Raw genomic sequence first — 19651 nt, forward strand, 5'->3', positions numbered from 1 at the left:
GATAAAAATGAGTATGTATCCAATTTACTATAATCCAGAATCAAATAGTAAAAATTTATCAGATGATTATTTACAACACTCATCTCATATTAATTATGTAATTCCTCAATCACCAAACGATATTTCCTATAATGGAATAAATGGTCAAAATGGAGTAAATGGCCCTGCTGGTGCTCCAGGTCAAAACGGCCAAAATGGAATGAATGGTCCTGCTGGTGCTCCAGGTCAGAACGGTCAAAATGGAATAAACGGTCCTGCTGGTGCTCCAGGTCAGAACGGTCAAAATGGTTGCCAAGGCCCTCAGGGTCCTCAAGGTTGTCCTGGCCCTCAAGGTCCTCAGGGTTGCCAAGGTCCTCCTGGTCAAAATGGATTTCCTGGATGTCCCGGTCCTCAAGGTCCTCAAGGCCCTCCAGGTCCTCAAGGTTGCCAAGGTCCTCCTGGTCCTAAAGGTGATAACGGACAAATTTTACCTATATACTATCCTATAATGAATTATGGAATGAATAATTGTTGCTGTAATTCTTGTTGTTGTGGATGCAAAGGCATACCAGGTCCTCCTGGTAAAGACGGTAAAGATGGTATAAATGGTTCTGATGGTAAAGACGGTAAAGATGGTACTGATGGCAAAGATGGCAAAGATGGTAAAGATGGTAAGGATGGATGTTGTTGCTTAAAATGTAACCATATTTGTAACAGTAGTTTTGAATTCCCACTAAATAGCAACTGTATTTGGAATATTGAAGGTGTTAAAAGAACTGATGAAAAAACTATTAATTCCTTAGCATCGTCAATAACCTTAGAAGGTTTAGGAACTCAAGTCAATGTAGATACAGGGAATTTTTGGAACGTTTCTCATAGCGGAGAATTTTCTGCTTATCTACAGCCCCAACCTAATGTAGATAGAAGTGAATTTTCTCCTAGCTATCTAATACAAGTTGTTGATATAGATCCTGAATGTTCCTATTCACTAAATTTCTGGGGAGCAAAATTTGATTATAATCATTATATAACTGGTGATGATATAAACACTAGAGATAGAGCAGCATATAATTTAATTACTGGTGCATATATTTTTTGGGGTGACTTTGTAAATATCTCAAATCCTATAACCCAATTCATAGAAAATCCAGCAAATTGGCCAATAACCGAAAAAATTTGTAACTATTCAGAAGCAGATCCTGTTGCTTCTATATATATTCCTATAGGAGGAGCAGAACAAGTAGAAATATCTGGCGAAAGCCCTACACTTAAGTTACAAAATTATGATTTTGAATCATATACTCTAATTCCTAATTGTGATGGAAGTTCTATTTGTAATACTACTAGCAATATTCCTTCTGGAACAAATAAAGCTACAATCGTATTTGTAGCAGAATCTTATAATACAAGTAGACCTGGTGGTATATGGCTAATAGATGATGTTATATTATCTTAATGAATTCAAATTTTAAAATATATATATATTTATTTTATTGCAAATGATACCTTAAACTAAATCTTAGGAGGATTATAAGAATGGATAAACTAAACTGCTTATGTGGTTATGATAAAAATAAAAATCTTGATTGTAAATTAAAACCTTGTTCATGTGATAAAATATGTAAAAAAGATTGTTCTAAAGATAAATGTAAAGGCTGTAAATGCAATGGTGATTGTATAAAATATGAAGATGATTGTAATATTTGTGTTGATGAAGATAGCATATTCTTTTCAACTAATTGCGAACATCCAGATTGCTTTATTTTAGGTGATAATTGGCAAGAAGAAGTATTCGTCGGTACCGTTGTAGTTCCATGTGAAAAACCATCCATAGAACAAATAGATTCAATAAATGCTGATGTTCAAATAATAAGTAAAAAAGTTATACTAACTCCTTTTTTGAAAGATGCTACTGGATTACAAAATACTAATATAGAAGGTAAAATTACTACTGGTAGAAAGCTTATAGTAGAAGGTTTAATCTGCTTAAGTATTTCTTATGTGTCATTAAATATTGACCAAAGTGTTCACAGTTTCCACGGCCAAATACCATTCTCTTCTTTCATAGTTTTACCTGAAAATACAGATTTGGACCAAAACTTCTTAGTTGATTCTTGTATAGAAAAAATTTGTGTCAATAAAGTTTGTGAAAGAAGTATAGATTTAACAGCCGCTATAATGATTAAAGCAACAAAAAGTGTTAATCTTTGTGCTGAATCTTTTTATAAAAATTATGGGGTTGATTGTACTTGTGACACTTCAAATTGTTCAGAACATGGATGTGGTATTGAACCTCTAATAATAAAAGGGGTTGCAACAGAGGATGAATTAACTAAAGTCTTAGTACCTGGAAAAAACCCAAGACTATGGACTGAAATTTCAGTTCCTGAATTATTAACAATTCCTTGCTTTAAACCTGATGTGAAGAAACTTCTAAGTGTAACATCTAGTGCTAAAATAGTATGCCAAAATGTTATAAAAACTCCTATTCCTCCACAGAATAATGAAGGATTTAATTTAACTGGATTAAAACTTTTAGTTCATTTAATATTAAGACAAAGAATAACTTATGTGTCAACTGAAAACTGTAATTCTGTTCATTCTGCCCACTATGATATACCAATCTCAGCTTATATAATTCTCCCAGATAACGACAACTTTGATATAGGTTCTAAATTCAAAATAGATGCTTATATAGAAGATTTATTTGCTTGCGCTATTAATGAAAGACAAGTATTTAAAAATACAACATTATTTATCAAAGCTGAATCTTTGGTATGTGATTAATAAGGAGGATTTGTATTATGTATTGCACATGTAATAAAGGTCATAATTACCAAGTAGTTGGATTATGTGATGTAGCTGATTTAGATGTATCAGGTAAAAAAAATTGGGCTCAAGTAATAATACCTGAAGTATTATATATACCAGATTGTTATCCAGATATTGAAAATATCGAAAAAATTTATATAACTGTTGAAATTACAAAATCAATGGTTATAGAAACTCCTAGTTCAATTAAAGATGCCAATGGAGATTCTTTGATTGATGGTATGAATAATGAAGGCGCTATAGCAACTGGTAGAAAATTAATAGTTAGTGGAAAGTTATGTCAAACAATAGTTTATACAGCTGATGTTTGCGTTCAATCTCTTCATTCAGTAAACTTTGAATATCCATTCTGTGAATATATAGTTTTACCTGAAGATGTTGATTTAGATCAAAATTTCTGTGTTGAAGCTTGTGTTGAAGATGTTTATGCTAAAGTTTTAACTCCAAAAACAATATTTAAAAGTGTAACTTTATTCTTACTTGCAGAAAAGCTAGTTCCATCATGTCTACCTTTAAGTAGTTCAGATAATTAGTACTAGCTATAACTAATTTTTTTAAAATAATAATATATTATAAAAGGCTATATTAAGATTTTTCATAAAACTTATAAATATTAAAAGTATATTTATAAGTTTTACTATTTAAAATCATAATATAGCCTAATTAATTTAAAGCTATAATTTATAATTTTCAACTTAATTCTATTATAATTCCAACTCTACCCATCTTTGCACTCTTTAGTTCTACAATTTCACCTTATAATTTTTTAGTTAATCTCTATCATTTGTTATAAGAATAGATAAAAATATTTTTATCTATTCTTATGTAACTTAGTCACTTAAGTATTTTATAAAATCAAATATACTTAAGTAATAAACTTAGTTATTAATAAGGAGGATTTAAATGGATAAAAAATCAACAAAACTTATTGTTAAAAAAAAAGCCTTTGTAGATATATCTCTTTGTGTAGCATGTGGATCTTGCACTAAAGTCTGCCCAATAAATGCAATTACTATAAATAAAGGGATTCATGCAAATGTTGATTTAAATAAATGTATAGGTTGCTCTAAATGTGCTAAAGAATGTCCTGCTTCTATAATAGAAATAGTAGATCTTATGGGATAGCTAAAATCAATAATAACTTAAAACATAATAAAAACTTTAAATTATGGAGGATTTATATATGAAAAAGAAACTTTTTAGAGAATATCTTTGGATATTTTCTAGTTTATATTTAATACTTGGATTATTTAATATACTTTTTGCTTGGCTTGGACTTATATGTTTTATTGTTCCTCTTCTTATCTCCTTATTAGGAGGAGGTAAAAAATATTGTAATGAGTTTTGTGGTAGAGGACAACTATTAGATTTATTAGGAAAAAAACTTAAACTATCTAGGAAAAAAACTATGCCTAGATTTTTTGTAAGCAAATATTTTAGATATGGATTTTTAACCTTCTTTTTATTTATGTTTTTTAATATGCTTATCTCAACTTACCTTGTTTTTAAAGGTACAAACTCCTTAAAAGAAGTTATTACACTGCTTTGGACATTTAAACTTTCTTGGAAATTAAATGGCTTAACTAATGTATCCCCTTGGATAACTCAGTTTGCCTTTGGTTTCTATAGTTTAATGTTGACTTCAACCCTATTAGGAATAATAACTTCAATTCTATATAAGCCTCGTTCTTGGTGTATTTATTGTCCAATGGGAACAATGACTCAAGGAATATGCAAATTAAAAAACAAATAAAATAAAAAAATTAAAGAGTATGAGTTAGTATTAAAACCTCATACTCTTCTTTATTACTTATTGAATACTATTACTTATTTTTTAATTGTTTAATATAATCTCAGGTTTAAAAGAACTAGTTTGATTTTTTAAACAAATCCTAAGTTTCTCTATTCTCTTCTTATTTGTTTTACAAACTTGAAATGAAAGATCTTGATATTCAATCATTTCATTTTCTTTTTGTGGTATATTACCTATAAGATTAACCACAAAACCACCAATTGTTTCAATGTCTTTACTTTCAAGATTTAAATTTAAACTATCATTTAACTTGTCCAAAGGTAATAAACCATCAACTACATAGGTATTATTATCTATTTTATCTATGAAGCTTTCTGAGTCATCATATTCATCTAATATATCGCCCATAACTTCCTCAATTAAATCTTCTATAGTAGCAATTCCTGAAAAACCACCATACTCATCTATTACAACAGCCATATGTTGTTTACTATCTTGAAGTTCTTTAAATAAATCATCAATAACTTTATTTTCAAGAACAAAATAAGCAGGTCTTATTAATTGATCCAATTTGATATTTTCCACTCCAACCTTAACAACAGCTTCAAAGAAATCTTTTAAATAAAGTACTCCTACTATGTTATCCTTATTATCAGAATAAACAGGAATTCTTGAAAACTGCTCACTTATAAGATTCTTAGCTATAACATCATTTGGAGTTGAAGATTTTATTGCAAAAACTTCCCCTCTAGGTGTCATAACTTCTTTTACTGATTTGTGGTCAAATTCAAATATACCATCTAACATATCTTTTTCTGTCTTATCAATTACACCAATTTCTTGTCCAATATTTATCATGGACATTATTTCATCCTTTGACACAGTTTCTTCTTGATGCTTATTATTTAATCCTAAAATTTTAATAAATAAATTTGTAGAAGCTGATAAAAGTTTTACAAAGGGTGTTGATATTTTAGATACAAAAGATATTGGTCTTATAGCCATTAAAGCTATTTCTTCTGGCTTCTGTAATGCAATTCTCTTTGGAAGTAACTCTCCAAATACTAAAGTTACATAAGACAAAAGCATAGTTATAAGTATAACTGATATTTCACTACCATAAGGAATGTTTAGCTTATGCATGAATTGTGCTAGGTTTTCTGAAATGCTAGTGGCTGCTGATGCACTGGCAAAAAATCCTGCAAATGTTATTCCAATTTGAATAGTAGATAAAAAGTTACTTGGTGATTTTAACACCTTTCTTAATAAAAGGGCTTTCTTATTCCCTTTCTCTGCAAGTACCTTTATCTTTGATTTATTCACAGATACCATTGCCATCTCTGCAGCTGCAAAAAATGCATTAATTAAGATAAGAACTAATATTAGAATAATTTTAGGTAAAATACTGGGACTCGGGTCCATCCTATAATTCCTCCTCTAAAATAAATAATTTTTAAACCATAATAACATATCAATGTGTTTTATTCAATTATATAATATGTACAATTTAAGCCAAATTATGCCAAATACATAATTTAAATCTCAAATTATATTACTTATATATATTTGAAATATACTTATATAATATTTAACTTATGAAAGCTAGTGTACATATAATATATTGTAAAGTTTCTCCTTTTTAAGTTTTTATAATAAATAATATGAATAAGGTGATTTATTGTGAAAGAAAATTTAAAACTTTTAAAATTCATCTTAGTAACAACCTTACTCTTATATAATACAAGCAAAGATGTAGTTTCAAATGCAATGAAATATTCAAAAACTAAACTTAAATCTAAGATTTCTAAAATAAATAATCATAAAATTTAAACTAATGTAAATCTTTATTTTAAATAATTTTCTAAAATTAACCTTTGATTATAAAATACTAAGTAAAAACTCATATCTATGTTAAATGATAATTATTATTGATTTTTTTATACTGTATAGTATAATTTAATTATATAGAAGGTTAATAACTTAGGAGGTATGGAATATGAGTTTATCAAGATTAATTGAAGAAAAAAGAAAAGCTAAAGCAAGAGTAGAAAGAAATAAAAAAGCTAAAGTTGCAGTAACTGGTGCTGCTGTTGGTACATTAGCAGGAGTTTTAGGTGGATTATTATTCGCTCCTAAATCTGGAAAAGAAACTAGAAATGATTTAAAAGAAGGATCAAAAAAAGCCATACAAACTTTAAATGATAAAACTGTAGATTTAAAAGGAAATTTAAATACACAAGTTTCAAAAGGAAAAGAAAATATTTGTGAAGCTAAAAGTAAAATAAAAGAATACTTAGCTAGCAAAAAAGGACAAAAAACTGAAGAAGCTGTAGAAGAAAATTTAATAGAAACTCCAGTTGAAGCTAGTGAAGAAGTTGCTGCTGAAACTGAAGAAATTAGAGAAAATAACCAATAACTAATGTATATAGACTTAAATGTAATATACTTAATATTAGCAATCTTGGGATGTGTTGCAGTAGTTTATTTAATCCTTACTTTAAATAAGATTCTAAAATTATTAACTAATGTTAATAGTATTTTAGATCAAAATAAGGACAACCTAAGTAGAACAATTGCAGACTTACCTAGCATAGCTAATAATGTAAATGATGCTTGTCAAAACATTAAAGATATATCTGAAGTTGCAACAGAAACTACAGCTGACTTAATAGTTGCTAAGGAAAATATTGAAACTAATGTTGAAACTGTTAGAGAAATAGCTAAAATAATTAGCCAGGTTTTCTTAAAAAGATAAAAAAACTCATTCCTATATTTTAGGAATGAGTTTTTAAATTACATATTAATTTTATTTTAGCTTATTATTTGGCTCTGTTTTAAACTAATCCTAATTCTAATCCATCACTTGAGTTTTTTTTTGCTTCTTCTAACTCTTTTTTAATTTCTCCACCTAACTCACTAACAATTTGATACGCCTTAGAAACAAGTAGATTTTCTAATCCTTTATCATTATACTTAGAATTTATAGCTAAGTATCTTATTTCTTCTATATTATTTTCATTACTATTTTTAGGCATAAGAATAAAAGTTCCTATTCTTTCACCTACTTCGTTTTCAAGAAATATACATCTTTTCTTAATTTCATTCTTCAACAATCTACTCTCTTTAAAAATAACTCTAATAGCTTGTTGATATTCTTTAAAAGAACCTGATTTATACTGAATATATGCCCAGTTATTTTCATCTCCCTCTCTAAAATTAGTAAATCTATACCCATGAGGTAAGGAGCTACTATAACCTTTTTCTAATTTACTTTTAATTTTCACTAATTTTTCACTATTTTCTTTATTATCCACATTGACTCACCTACAATTTAAACTATATTTAAAATATTATTTATTTGTAAATTTAATAAAAAAAATTTACCATTTAAATTTTATTATAGAATTTTTTCTCTATTATTTCCAATGATAAATACTAATTTTAAAGCTTTGAATACATATTATATGTACATTTATTCTAATTTATACACTAATTCAAAAGCACTCTTAACTTATATATTTCATAGTTTAGGTTTAAGGTCTAAAATTAAATATTTTAATATAAATATACACTAAATATGCTTTTAAACTCAATATTCTATATATTTTAAATAAATAAAAAGTACTATATTCCATATTAAATATAGTACTTTTCTTCTCTATTTATACATTTATTTTGAACTTTAAAATTTCCTAAATCACATCTTATTTATTTATGTTTTTAAATTTCATCACCTTTTTAAGCTATATTTTATAAGGTCATTGATATTTGTTTTACACTAAATTCATATTATTTAAAAGTATGCAATATTACCGTAAAGTTATAAGAGTTATTTCAGGTCTATAAAATAATCTAGCTCTTAAAAATTTATTTCCTAGACCTCTACTTAAAATCATAGATGAATCTCTTTTTATAAAAATCCCCTTCTTATTATCATTTAAATTATTAAAAATATATTTGTTAATCCTCCTATTATATCCTGAAAAAGTAATATCACTTCCCCATTTAACATAAGAGTCAAAATTTAAAACCTCATTAGTCAACACTATATTAAATTCACTTTTATTGGGAAGTCCTATTTTATTCTCTATATTTTCCTTTAAAAAATTTATTTTCCCATCTTTTTTATCAAATTTATAATCCTTTATCTCATCACTTCTTATGAAAATACCATAAATATTTATTTTATCTTCTCTTTTAATAAGTGCTACTTTTCCATCATTAATAAGTATTACTCCATTTTTACTTAATTCTTTTAAATAAAGCAAATACTCCTTAGTTTTTTTTTCTTCATTAACTATACTTTCTTCAACTAAATAATAAATAGGATAAAATCTTCTTAAGTTTTTACAAAGTTCTAAAAAAGTCCATCCCCTATCTAAATTAGATTTTAACATATTTCCTGTGGTTACAATAATATCTGGCTTTAATTCATGTATTTTATTTAAAAGTTTACTATTTGCTTCCCCAAAATTTTTTCCATACAAATTATTTAAATGAAGAATTTTAAATCCCTTAAAATAATGAGGTGTTTTTTTAGTAAATAAATCAAACTCTCTTATTTCTATACTGTTATTTTCATATATTAAATACCCTAAAGTAACAGTACCTAAGACTGATGTAATCTTAACTAAATCTGAAATATCATCCATAAGAATCCTCTAAAAAATTTCTTTATATATTTATATTAGATATTTTTAATATAATCACTTTTAAAAATTTCCATTTTATGGTAATATGTTTTCTAAGATAGGGGGATATGTTTATGAAGTCAATAGTAAAGAAAAAGAAATCTACTTTTAATTTTAAAATTTATAATAATAAAAAAAGAAAATTTCTTTTTTTTATTGCATTTTTTATTCTTTTATACTTTGTTAATAACTATTTATTTTTCAAAGCATATGTGCCAACTGGATCAATGAAACCAACCATAGTTGAAGAAGACGTTCTTTTAGTAAGTAAGATCTTTTCTCATGTAAGGAGAGGAGATATTTTTGTTTTTTCTCATGAGTCCTCTAAAGAATTGTTAATAAAAAGAGTTATTGGACTTCCTGGAGAAACAATAACCCTAAAGAATGGAAATATTTATATAAATGGAAAACTTTTAAATGAACCTTACGTAAAAAATAATGAAATTTTAGATAGAACATTTAATGTTCCTGAAGATCATTATTTATTTTTTGGAGATAATAGAATTTCCTCTTTTGACGCAAGAAAATGGGATAATCCCTATGTTCATAAAAAAAATTTAGATGGAAAAGCTTTTTTCACCCTTTCTTCTTGTAAAAGATTTGGGTTTTTAAGTTAAAATAAAATTACTTGTATTTTATTTTTCTTTCATAAATACAGCAGTCATGCAAATATTGTAAATTAACATGACAATCATTAATGATGTAGCCACTGATAAAATTATTTTCATTCCATATATATATTTTGAATTCTTTTTTAAATTATTTTCTACACTACTTTTTATTTGATCCATATATTTATCAACTTCTACACTTTCATTCTTTGAAAGTGTTGAATCTAAACTTTTACCATGTTGTGCTAAAACAAAACTTTTAACATTTAAAATAGTATCATTTATATTATACCCATTAGTATTTGACAATATATCTAAAGTCATCATCTCTTCTGGTGTTAACTTCTTATATGTAAAATAAACTTTAGGTATTCCTACTTTATTTTTTACTTTTTTATAATCTCTATATGTTTTTCCTCTTTTAATAACTTTAGAATTTATATCCAAATTAGCATTAGAATAATAAAGGTCGTAAACCTTAAATGTTATTGGTACTAATAAAATAAGCACTAAAATCACTTTTGTTAACCCTTTAATTTTTTTACCAAACATAATTACGCCTCACTTATTTTTTAAAATATAATAAAAAGTCCTATAAGCTAAGGGATACTTATAGGACAAATGCATATATATATGAAATATAGGGAAATTAGGTTTATGCTTTAACCTGTTAATATTATATTAACATAATATTAACTAAATTACAAGTATCTTTTCAAAAAATAAACATTTTTTGATTCTCTTTCCTTTAATTATATATAGCTACTATAGAAATTTTGATTTAATCTATTTTGCTAAATATTAAAGAATTTTCTTACCTCAAAGGAGTAAATAGTGAGTAGTTCACTAATTCAACCCTTTATAGAAGTTAATACTTATTAGTTAATAAAATTGATTTTAAAACTTTATATAACACCACTTATAAAATTTCTTAACTTACTAATTAATATAACTTTTTTAAAACTTATACCTATTTTCATAAAATACATCTGATGATTCCTTATAAACCCCTATGACTAATACATCTTTAAACTCTCTAAGATTCATAGCTTCTTGTGATTCCATATCTAAGTTTTCCACCTCTTCAAAAAGATATGCTATGATATATGATTCTTTATCATTAAATATTACAGTATCAATAATTACAGGGTATTTAACAATATTCTCTCCAACTAAAATATCAACTGATCTAAATGCATCAGAAAGAACTCTAGTGTTTTCCCCTCTATCTCTCACCATATCAATAAACCAACTTTCATATTCCTCTATGGTTTTCTTTGGAGCTTGAAACTTTTTAAGTGTTAAATCATTTTTATAATATGTTCTTAAATCATTTTTATTAACCTTTTTTTTGTTTTCTCTAAACTGCTTATATGTATCTTTAGATTGTATTTTTATATCTCTTTTTTCATTTTCTTCAACTTCTATTTCATTATCTATAATATTTATAACAATATCTTTCCCTTCACTTCCACAAGATATAAATAAAAAAAGGGAAAATAAACTGAGTAGAATTATGCTTATTTTTTTCATAAACTTCACCTCAGTATATTTTTCCCTTTAAAAGAAATTTTTATTCTATTTTAAATATCTCATAAAATAAGTTTAATTGGACTACCTAAAGTATAAAGCCATTAGGTTTTACGCCCTCAATCTATAAATATAATTTATTATTTTTTCTCTATAACTTTCTCATATATGAAATGTGAGAATAATGAGTTTGACCATGCAAACCAATCTCTTGTGAATTTAGTTGGATCATCAACATGGAATCCTTCATGCATATATCCTGTCCCAGCATGAGTTTCCTTTAATAATTTAACCAAGTTATCTATTTCTTCTTTATTATTAGTAGTTAATCCTTGCATACTCAATGCAATATGCCAAATATATTTGTCTGGAGTATGTGGACTTCCAATTCCCTTAGCAGCTTTTCCTTCAAAGAAGAATCTATTGTTTTCACTTAAAATGAATCTTCTAGTATTTTGATATACTTCATCATCAATTCCTCTATATTCTAAATAAGGAATTGATAAAAGACTTGGCACATTAGCATCATCCATGAAGTTATAATTTCCAAAACCATCAGTTTCATATGCATAAACTTCTCCAAAGCCTTCTTTATAAACTTTTCCATGCTTTTCTATAGCATCCTCTATTTCAACTCTTAAGCTGTCTGCTTTTTCTTTTAATTCTTCATCTTTAAATACTTCTTCTGCAATCTCAGCCATATATCTTAAGGCAACAACAGCAAACATATTGGCAGGAATTAAATATCCATACTCACAAGCATCATCACTTGGTCTAAATCCTGACCATGTCATACCTGTGTAAGTTACTGGAGTTCCTAGTCCTTCATTACTTAAAGTATCAGTTACAGAACAATTTAATCTTTGGAAGCTATAATCTGATTTTTCTCTGTGATATTGCTCAACTATCCAAAGATCTATTATCATATTTAAGGCCTTTTTAATATCCTTATTAAAGAAAGTTTCATCTTTAGTTTCTTTCCAATATTTATACATTAATCTTACTGGATAACAAAGAGAATCTATTTCATATTTTCTCTCCCAAACCCATGGACTATCCTTAGTTATATCATTATCCCATTTTTGTCCATTTGGCTCCTTATTAAAAGCATTTGCATATGGATCTATAAAAATACACTTAACCTGTCTATTTATTAATCCAACAAAAATTTCTTTTAATTCTGGATTTTCATTTACAAATGGTAAATAATGCTCAATTTGAGATGTAGAATCTCTAAGCCACATAGCTGGAATATCTCCTGTTATTACAAAGGCATCCCCATTAGAAATTTGAACAGTTGTATCCATTGTATTTATAAAACAGTTATAAAATAATTCTTGTAACTCTTTGTCATCTATTTTAGTTGATAAATCTTTACCGATTTTTCTTACTAATCCTTTTAATTCATCAGTTGATAAACTCATTTACTTTCCCCCCACAAGTTTAAATAATTATTTTGAATGATTTACTTTTAAAAAACATTTGAATTAACAAAAACTTTCAAGATGTTTTTATAAAAAGGAAATCTTAAATAAAGTTTTTAGTAACTTAAGATACATTGTATACCATTTCATAAATGTAATAAATATACTTTATTAAACTTGTTTAAGTTTCTAAAATTTATCACCTAAATCTAGAAAGTAGCCAAATATTAATAGAAAAAAGAGTTTTGAAATAAAATTCAAAACTCTTTTTTGTAAATTAAGCATTTAATTTTTTAGCTATTAAAAACTTTATTTTTATTCCTTGCTTTGAGAACATTTCTTCATGCTCTGTTACAACATTATGCTCATATCCACTATTATGTAAATCATAAGTTATATATGTAACTTCAAAATTACACTCTTTAAAATATTCCAATGACTCTTCAAATAATTCATCATCATCAGTTTTAAAGTGTATTTCTCCATTATCTACTAAGAAATTTCTATAGTTTGTTAATTGTCTTGTGTGAGTTAATCTTCTCTTCTTGTGTCTATCCTTTGGCCATGGATTACAGAAGTTTATGTAAATTCTCTCTATTTTATCATTACTATCTAAAATATTATCTATTAAAGCTATTTCTTGAGGCATTATTTTAACATTTTCTATTGGCATATTTTTTTCTCCATAAGCCTTTTCAATATTTCTCTTAGCTAAAACTATAACCTCATCCTTTATATCTATAGCCATGTAATTTATATCCGGATTTTCTGAACCTTTAACTGCAACAAAATTTCCCTTACCACATCCAAGCTCCAAATATATTGGATTCTCTGTATTCTTAAAAGTATTTTTCCAATTTCCTTTATTCTCTTTTGGGTTAGCTACGAAAAAGTCACAAGCCTCTAATTCAGGTCTTGCCCAAGGTTTTCTTCTCATTCTCATTTTTAATCCACTCCATTGTTTAGTTTCAGAATTATTATACAGATTTATAGTAAGTATGTAAACCTTAGTATTTATCTAAATTTATTAACACATTACCAAATTTTTAATTCAATTATACCCTTAATGCACAATTGAATTAAAAATTTTAGAAATCAATGTTTATAATATTAAGGATATTTTAACTAATTCAATTGAACTATATTTTCTTCTGGAAGATAGCTTATAAAGTCACTACAATCATTTCTTCTTCCAAATTTACTTTCATGAGTATATGTTATAACAAGCCTCTTTTTAGCCCTTGTTATTGCAACATAAAAGACTCTTTTTTCCTCATCTAAATTTCCACTTTTTATTGCCATATAAGAAGGGAATGTATTATTTTGAATTCCTGCTAAAAACACAGTATCAAACTCTAACCCCTTAGCCTGATGAACTGTTATTATTGGAATTCTTGGTTTTTTAGTTCTATTTATTATTAAAGATTCAAGCTCTCCATTTGAAAGGCCTGTAATTCTTATAATATCTAAAAGTGAATCTCTATTACCCTTTGTTTTATCATCTAAATCTCTTAACAAGGCATACAAATCTCTTAATCTATTTAATTTTTCAACATTCGCTTCCCCTGAATACATACTTTTTATATTAAACTCATTCATTATATATGCAACAAGTTCATAAGGACGTTTATTTTCAGCTTCTTCAAAAAGCTGATTTAACTTTTCTGATATTTTAGTAAATTGTTTTAAATGTTTTTCCATTAATGAAATTCTCTCCATGGATGTTTTAATTACTTTCTCATTTAAAGCACGTACTAAAAGTTCTCCTGTTGCAATAATATCATCCATGGCATCATGGCTTGGCTTATGCTTTGTTTCATATACCCTACTTAAATTTTCAAGTTTATAATTTTTTTCTCCTGGATAAAATCTTCTATAAATATCTAAGGTGTCATAAAAAGCTTTAAACTTAGGTTTTCCAAGGCCTGCCCTATTTAGTTCACTACATAATATGTTTATATCATACTGAACATTGTGACCAACAATTATGGAGTCCTTTGAATATTCCACAAACTCCTTTAATACCTTTTCCTTATCTTCTCCCTCATTAGCTAGTCTTTCATCAGAAAAACCATGAACATACTCTGAATCTCCAACTGGCTTATTATTTTTTAGAAGTTTTTCAAATCTATCTACTATTTCACCCTGATTATTTATTTTTATGGCAGCAATCTGAATAATTTCATCTTCTGTTACATCTACCCCTGTACTTTCCACATCAAAAACAATTATATTTTCTTTATGAAACTCATTTATTAAAAGAGCATACTTTTCTCCATACTCTCTTACAATAGGATCTATGAAATCTGCTAAGCTAATTCCTATTTTTTTATAAACATTTGAATCTATATGAGTTAAGGTAGTCATTCCAATTCCTGTCGGAAGCCTATTAACTATTCTTTTTAAACTTAGTGAATCATATCTGTTAGCTATTAATTTTAGGAAAGCTAATATATCTTTAATTTCTTGTCTTCTAAAAAATTTAAACTGATCAACAAGTATAAACTCAAAATCCGCTCCCTCATAAGAAGCAATTGCATAAAGTTCTTCACTTAAAGAAATATTGTATTTATTATCTCTAGTTAATACACAAATTTTACTTATGTCTTCCCCCTTTTTAGCCAATTGATTTACTCCATTAAATATAAATCTAGCCTCTTCTCTAGGTGACCTTGTTCCTTTTACAATAATTTTTTCCCCTTCTTTTTCAGATTCTGCTGTGATTCCATCCTTATAAAGCTGTGAAACCTTATCTGAAAAGGCATTATTTAAAAAGTTTAATGAGGAACTGGTTAAATTCTTAGTGGCTCTATAATTTTTTGAAAAAACAATTTCTACTGGATTGTATTTTTCTTTAAATCTTTTAAATATTATCTCAGGATTTGACCCCCTCCAAGTATAAATGGTTTGAAAGAAATCTCCACAGATTAAAACATTATTTCCTTCAAAAAGCTTTTCTACTATTGAATATTCCACAAGACTTGTGTCTTGTACCTCATCAATATTTATATACTTAAATCTCTTTCTTAAAGAATCTACAACATTCTCATCTTTAAACAATTCTTTAGTTTGTATGATTAAATCATTAAAATCCAAAGCATGGTCATCTCTTAACAGTTTTTCATATAAACCCACTAACTCATGTCCATGAATTTTTATATAATCCTTTAATCTATAATTTAAAACTCCTTTCTCACTACAAGCTTGATTTACCTTTTCCTGATTAAATTTAAATAAGTCATCTATTACTTCTTTATAATCTACAGAAGAACTTTTCCCTTGAAGCTCTCTTCTAACTTTTTCAACCTTTATGAAATCAATAACTCTTTGAATCAAAGATGGGCCAGCCATTAAATTACTAGAAGCATAAAAATAATTTAGCTTACCTATAATCTCCTTACAATCTTCCTCATCATAAATAGTAAAGTCAGAAAATATATCAGTATTTCTCTTTGCATAGGTTTTTATTATATCAAAACAAAAGCTATGAAAAGTTCTTACTACAACCTCCCTAGCTTCTCCCCCTATTACTTTTAAAACTCTATCACTCATTTCTTTACAAGCCTTATTAGTAAAGGTAATACATAAAATCTCTGATGGCTTACATTTTTTATTCTTAATTATTGATGCTACTCTCTCAGATAAGGTATTAGTTTTCCCAGTACCTGCTGATGCTACTAAAAGTACATTTTCCCTTTTCTCATTAACTACTTTTTGTTGCTCTTTATTTAAAAATGACATAAACTATCACCCATTCTAAATTAAATCTAATACATAAAAAAATTATGCTTTTTAAAATATAATCTACTTTAAACTAGTATTAATTTTAGCTATTCTTTGAAACCCAATTACTTAGAATTTTTCAATTTAAAATCAATACTCTATTAAAACAAAATCTTAAAATAAAAAGCCACTATTATTATAACATTATAATAATATATTAGAGATTCAGTTAAAATTTATTTATGACTTAAAATTTAAATTATTATAAAATTACAATAATCTATAAACCTACAAAATCGTTATATATTAATATTAGCTCTAAAATTCAATTTATATATTATAAATTTTATGTAAAAGTAAAAATTACTTTCATATTGACTAAAATAAAAATACTTTATCAAAATAAAAGTGGTATAAAGCATTTTTAATTATTATATACTCTATACCACTTACTATTTCTATCATCATATTTTAAATTCTATTTTAATTTTTATCTCTACTTTAAACTGTACATACCTCTATATAAAATTAATACTGGCTTAAAAACTTCTAATAAACTATCCTAGGCTATTTCTGTTTTTATTTCCTTTGAATCCTTTGCTTTTCTTTTAGTATAAACTAATTTATAAAGAACCAATCCACAAGCAAGTCCAATTAAACAAAGAACTATCATTGATATAAATATAAGATTATATCCTGTTATTCCTGGATGAGCATCTAAAAGTCCTCCATAATAAGAATTTATAAACATATCTGGTACATATCCTATAAATGATACTATACCAGCTGCAATACCTGTATATTCTCTTGGTACATTAACTTCATCTAATGGAGCAAAGAATACCCCTTTCATTCCAAGTAAAACAATTGATAAAACTAACATATTAATTAGTACAATAACTATAAATGAAGTGTTTCCTGGAATAAAAACATAAACTGCTGTAAATATTATTGATAATACAAAGCCAATTATCATAAATTTAATTGTTGAATGCATTTTATCTGCAATAACCCCTGCTATAGGAGGTGCAAATGCCATGATTACGTAACTTCTTATTATTCCTATGAATGCTGCAACTGAAACTGACATTTTGAATACTTCTGTAACATATGGTGTTAAGAATGAAAGTCCTGAAAATGCTGCATATGTTGTGAATACTAATGATGCAACTAACCAAACTTCTGGCATTTTTACAACTTTTTTAATACCATTCATAATATCATTTCTTGTTTGTTTATCTTTAGCTTGTTCTTCTTTTGAATCATCTAATAAAAAGTAAGCTGCAATACCAATCACAATGACTGTTACTGAGTAGAATATTATTATTGATCTAATTCCTAATAATCCTTCTCCAAGTTTTGCAAGCATTCCTAATGCTATGAAAGATACTATAGTAGAAGCAACCCCTCTTCCACCTTCTAATACACCAAATAATTTTCCTTGTTCTGAACTATCGCCAAGCATTCTAACAGCCTTAACCATTGTTGGCCAAAAAGTAAATACTGTTGTAATTGCCCAAGCTCCATTTATTATTAAACATACTGTATATGATGGTATTGTTGCATACCAAAAACCTAAAAGACCTGTTGCTATTAGTGAAAATGGCACTAATATTTTATATGAAAATTTATCTGCTATAACTCCACCTGGTATATATAATAAGAAGTTAACTATACCATACATACTTGTTAAAAATCCCATTTGAAAGTTAGTTAAATGAAAAGCATTTTGCATTGGTATATAAAAAACTTCTCTTAAATATGGTAATCTATAAATTACACCACCACCGGCACACAAAACTAAAAGAGTAATCCATTTCTTAGCCTTACTATTCTTCATCTCTTTTCAACCCCTCTTTATTTATAAAACAAATTTAATTATTAAGTTCTATATTAAATATAAGTAACTTTCTAGTTATATGTAGAAATCAATACTATTTTAAAATAAAACCAATTATTAAAATGTTTTATTTTTTGACCATTAACCATTTATGTTTAAATATAAAATAAAAATTTATAAAGTCTTTTAAAATATAAGTAACTTATAAAAATTATAAAATTCTCTAAACGAATGCTAAAACTAAATGTTATTTTTTTCTATTTGCATCTATTTTCTAACACTTTTTTAAATACATCACAGTAATTTGTTATTACCATATCAACATTTAAATCAATCATTTTTTCCATATCTTTAACTTCATTTACTGTATATACATTCACTTCTTGGAAATCTTCATGTGCTTTTTTTACAATTTCCTCTGTAACACTATTAAATTCTGGATGAAGAGCATTTGCTCCAACTACTTTACAATAATTATGTGGTTCAAATATACAATCCCAATAAAGTATTCCTGTTCTAATATTTCTATTAATTCTTATACATTTTCTTATTGAATAATGATCAAAAGATGATATTATTACTCTATCTTCAAATCCATAATTTTTTATTTCATTATAAACCTTTTCTTCAAGTCCCTCATAATGAATAATACTATTTTTAAGTTCTATATTTATAAGCTTGTCATTATCCTTCATAAGATCAAAAAATTCTTTTAAAGTAGGTATTCTTTCTCCTTTAAACTCTTCTGAAAACTTAATACCAGCATCTAACTTTGAAAGTTCTTCATATGAAAAATCTTTTACAAATCCAGATCCATTAGTTGTTCTATCCACTTCTTCATCATGTATTACAACTGGTATACCATCCTTTGTAAGATGAACATCCATCTCTATACCATCGCATCCGGCTTCAACAGCTTTTTTAAAAGCTATTATTGTATTTTCAGGATACAATCCACTTAATCCTCTGTGGGCAATATTTAATGTTCTTTTCATAATTATTCTCCTTCCATCTTCTACTAAATTGTTTTTAAAACTATTTATTTGAAATTTAATAGCTTCCTTAAATAAAAAGCCCAACTTTAAAAATTAAGTTGAACTTCTCTCTAAATCTCCTTGTCTAACTTATATGTCTAATCATTATTTACTTTATATTTAATATTATATCATTTATGAAAACATTTTCTTAAACTTAAGATATCAATTTATTAAAAAAATAAGTTTATGTTTTATTTATTATTAAACGTTTCAAAAATCTATATTTAATTG

General features: G+C 26.5%; 19 protein-coding genes. 9 read left to right on the forward strand and 10 right to left on the reverse strand.

The window, feature by feature from the left end:
• Nucleotides 1-7: 7 nt before the first annotated feature.
• The 5 genes from Q1K13_RS12920 to Q1K13_RS12940 all read left to right on the forward strand — a co-directional run bounded on the left by Q1K13_RS12920 (nt 8) and on the right by Q1K13_RS12940 (nt 4564).
• Nucleotides 8-1435 carry a collagen-like domain-containing protein gene (locus tag Q1K13_RS12920; protein WP_300351710.1) on the forward strand — a complete coding sequence of 476 codons (1428 nt, stop codon included), beginning with the start codon at nt 8-10 and terminating at the stop codon, nt 1433-1435.
• Nucleotides 1436-1515: 80 nt separating this feature from the next.
• Entirely contained in the window at nt 1516-2766 is a 1251-nt protein-coding gene (locus tag Q1K13_RS12925) for a DUF3794 domain-containing protein (RefSeq protein WP_300351712.1), read from the forward strand.
• 17 nt (nt 2767-2783) lie between these two features.
• Complete coding sequence (locus Q1K13_RS12930; RefSeq protein WP_300351715.1) at nt 2784-3344, forward strand: DUF3794 domain-containing protein; 561 nt, start codon at nt 2784-2786, stop codon at nt 3342-3344.
• A gap of 370 nt (nt 3345-3714) precedes the next feature.
• A complete protein-coding gene (locus tag Q1K13_RS12935; RefSeq protein WP_300351717.1) occupies nt 3715-3936 on the forward strand; it encodes a 4Fe-4S binding protein in 222 nt (73 codons plus the stop codon).
• A 58-nt stretch (nt 3937-3994) separates the two neighbouring features.
• Complete coding sequence (locus tag Q1K13_RS12940; protein ID WP_300351719.1) at nt 3995-4564, forward strand: 4Fe-4S binding protein; 570 nt, start codon at nt 3995-3997, stop codon at nt 4562-4564.
• An 81-nt stretch (nt 4565-4645) separates the two neighbouring features.
• Here the strand turns inward: Q1K13_RS12940 and Q1K13_RS12945 are convergent, their stop codons facing one another.
• Complete coding sequence (locus tag Q1K13_RS12945; RefSeq protein WP_300351722.1) at nt 4646-5986, reverse strand: hemolysin family protein; 1341 nt, start codon at nt 5984-5986, stop codon at nt 4646-4648.
• 258 nt (nt 5987-6244) lie between these two features.
• On the opposite strand from Q1K13_RS12945, the gene Q1K13_RS12950 reads away from it, so the two are divergent.
• From Q1K13_RS12950 to Q1K13_RS12960, 3 genes are all read left to right on the forward strand, one after another.
• Nucleotides 6245-6394: a hypothetical protein gene (locus tag Q1K13_RS12950; RefSeq protein WP_300351725.1), complete on the forward strand. Its 150-nt coding sequence runs from the start codon at nt 6245-6247 to the stop codon at nt 6392-6394.
• A 166-nt stretch (nt 6395-6560) separates the two neighbouring features.
• Nucleotides 6561-6980: a YtxH domain-containing protein gene (locus Q1K13_RS12955; RefSeq protein ID WP_300351727.1), complete on the forward strand. Its 420-nt coding sequence runs from the start codon at nt 6561-6563 to the stop codon at nt 6978-6980.
• A gap of 3 nt (nt 6981-6983) precedes the next feature.
• Complete coding sequence (locus Q1K13_RS12960; RefSeq protein ID WP_300351730.1) at nt 6984-7319, forward strand: hypothetical protein; 336 nt, start codon at nt 6984-6986, stop codon at nt 7317-7319.
• A 79-nt stretch (nt 7320-7398) separates the two neighbouring features.
• Here the strand turns inward: Q1K13_RS12960 and Q1K13_RS12965 are convergent, their stop codons facing one another.
• Both Q1K13_RS12965 and Q1K13_RS12970 read right to left on the reverse strand, forming a co-directional pair.
• Nucleotides 7399-7878: a GNAT family N-acetyltransferase gene (locus tag Q1K13_RS12965; RefSeq protein WP_300351733.1), complete on the reverse strand. Its 480-nt coding sequence runs from the start codon at nt 7876-7878 to the stop codon at nt 7399-7401.
• A 495-nt stretch (nt 7879-8373) separates the two neighbouring features.
• Nucleotides 8374-9216 (reverse strand): metallophosphoesterase, encoded by an 843-nt coding sequence (locus Q1K13_RS12970; RefSeq protein WP_300351735.1) that lies wholly within the window; start codon nt 9214-9216, stop codon nt 8374-8376.
• Between the two features lie 113 nt (nt 9217-9329).
• On the opposite strand from Q1K13_RS12970, the gene lepB reads away from it, so the two are divergent.
• Nucleotides 9330-9872 carry a signal peptidase I gene (gene lepB / locus Q1K13_RS12975; RefSeq protein ID WP_300351737.1) on the forward strand — a complete coding sequence of 181 codons (543 nt, stop codon included), beginning with the start codon at nt 9330-9332 and terminating at the stop codon, nt 9870-9872.
• 18 nt (nt 9873-9890) lie between these two features.
• Here the strand turns inward: lepB and Q1K13_RS12980 are convergent, their stop codons facing one another.
• From Q1K13_RS12980 to Q1K13_RS13010, 7 genes are all read right to left on the reverse strand, one after another.
• The gene (locus Q1K13_RS12980) at nt 9891-10418 is read right to left on the reverse strand and encodes a hypothetical protein (protein ID WP_300351739.1); all 528 of its coding nucleotides are present in this window, start codon (nt 10416-10418) and stop codon (nt 9891-9893) included.
• A 405-nt stretch (nt 10419-10823) separates the two neighbouring features.
• Nucleotides 10824-11399: a hypothetical protein gene (locus Q1K13_RS12985; RefSeq protein ID WP_300351741.1), complete on the reverse strand. Its 576-nt coding sequence runs from the start codon at nt 11397-11399 to the stop codon at nt 10824-10826.
• A gap of 137 nt (nt 11400-11536) precedes the next feature.
• Nucleotides 11537-12820 (reverse strand): glycoside hydrolase family 125 protein, encoded by a 1284-nt coding sequence (locus Q1K13_RS12990; protein WP_300351743.1) that lies wholly within the window; start codon nt 12818-12820, stop codon nt 11537-11539.
• A 277-nt stretch (nt 12821-13097) separates the two neighbouring features.
• Nucleotides 13098-13763, reverse strand: coding sequence for a tRNA (guanosine(46)-N7)-methyltransferase TrmB (trmB, locus tag Q1K13_RS12995; RefSeq protein WP_300351745.1), 666 nt, complete (start codon nt 13761-13763; stop codon nt 13098-13100).
• 182 nt (nt 13764-13945) lie between these two features.
• Nucleotides 13946-16561, reverse strand: coding sequence for a 3'-5' exonuclease (locus Q1K13_RS13000; protein ID WP_300351747.1), 2616 nt, complete (start codon nt 16559-16561; stop codon nt 13946-13948).
• A 544-nt stretch (nt 16562-17105) separates the two neighbouring features.
• Nucleotides 17106-18383: an MFS transporter gene (locus tag Q1K13_RS13005; protein ID WP_300351749.1), complete on the reverse strand. Its 1278-nt coding sequence runs from the start codon at nt 18381-18383 to the stop codon at nt 17106-17108.
• Nucleotides 18384-18640: 257 nt separating this feature from the next.
• Nucleotides 18641-19378 (reverse strand): glycerophosphodiester phosphodiesterase, encoded by a 738-nt coding sequence (locus Q1K13_RS13010; RefSeq protein ID WP_300351750.1) that lies wholly within the window; start codon nt 19376-19378, stop codon nt 18641-18643.
• Between the last annotated feature and the right edge of the window lie 273 nt (nt 19379-19651).

The organism is Clostridium sp., from assembly GCF_029267215.1.
Taxonomy (GTDB): domain Bacteria; phylum Bacillota; class Clostridia; order Clostridiales; family Clostridiaceae; genus Sarcina.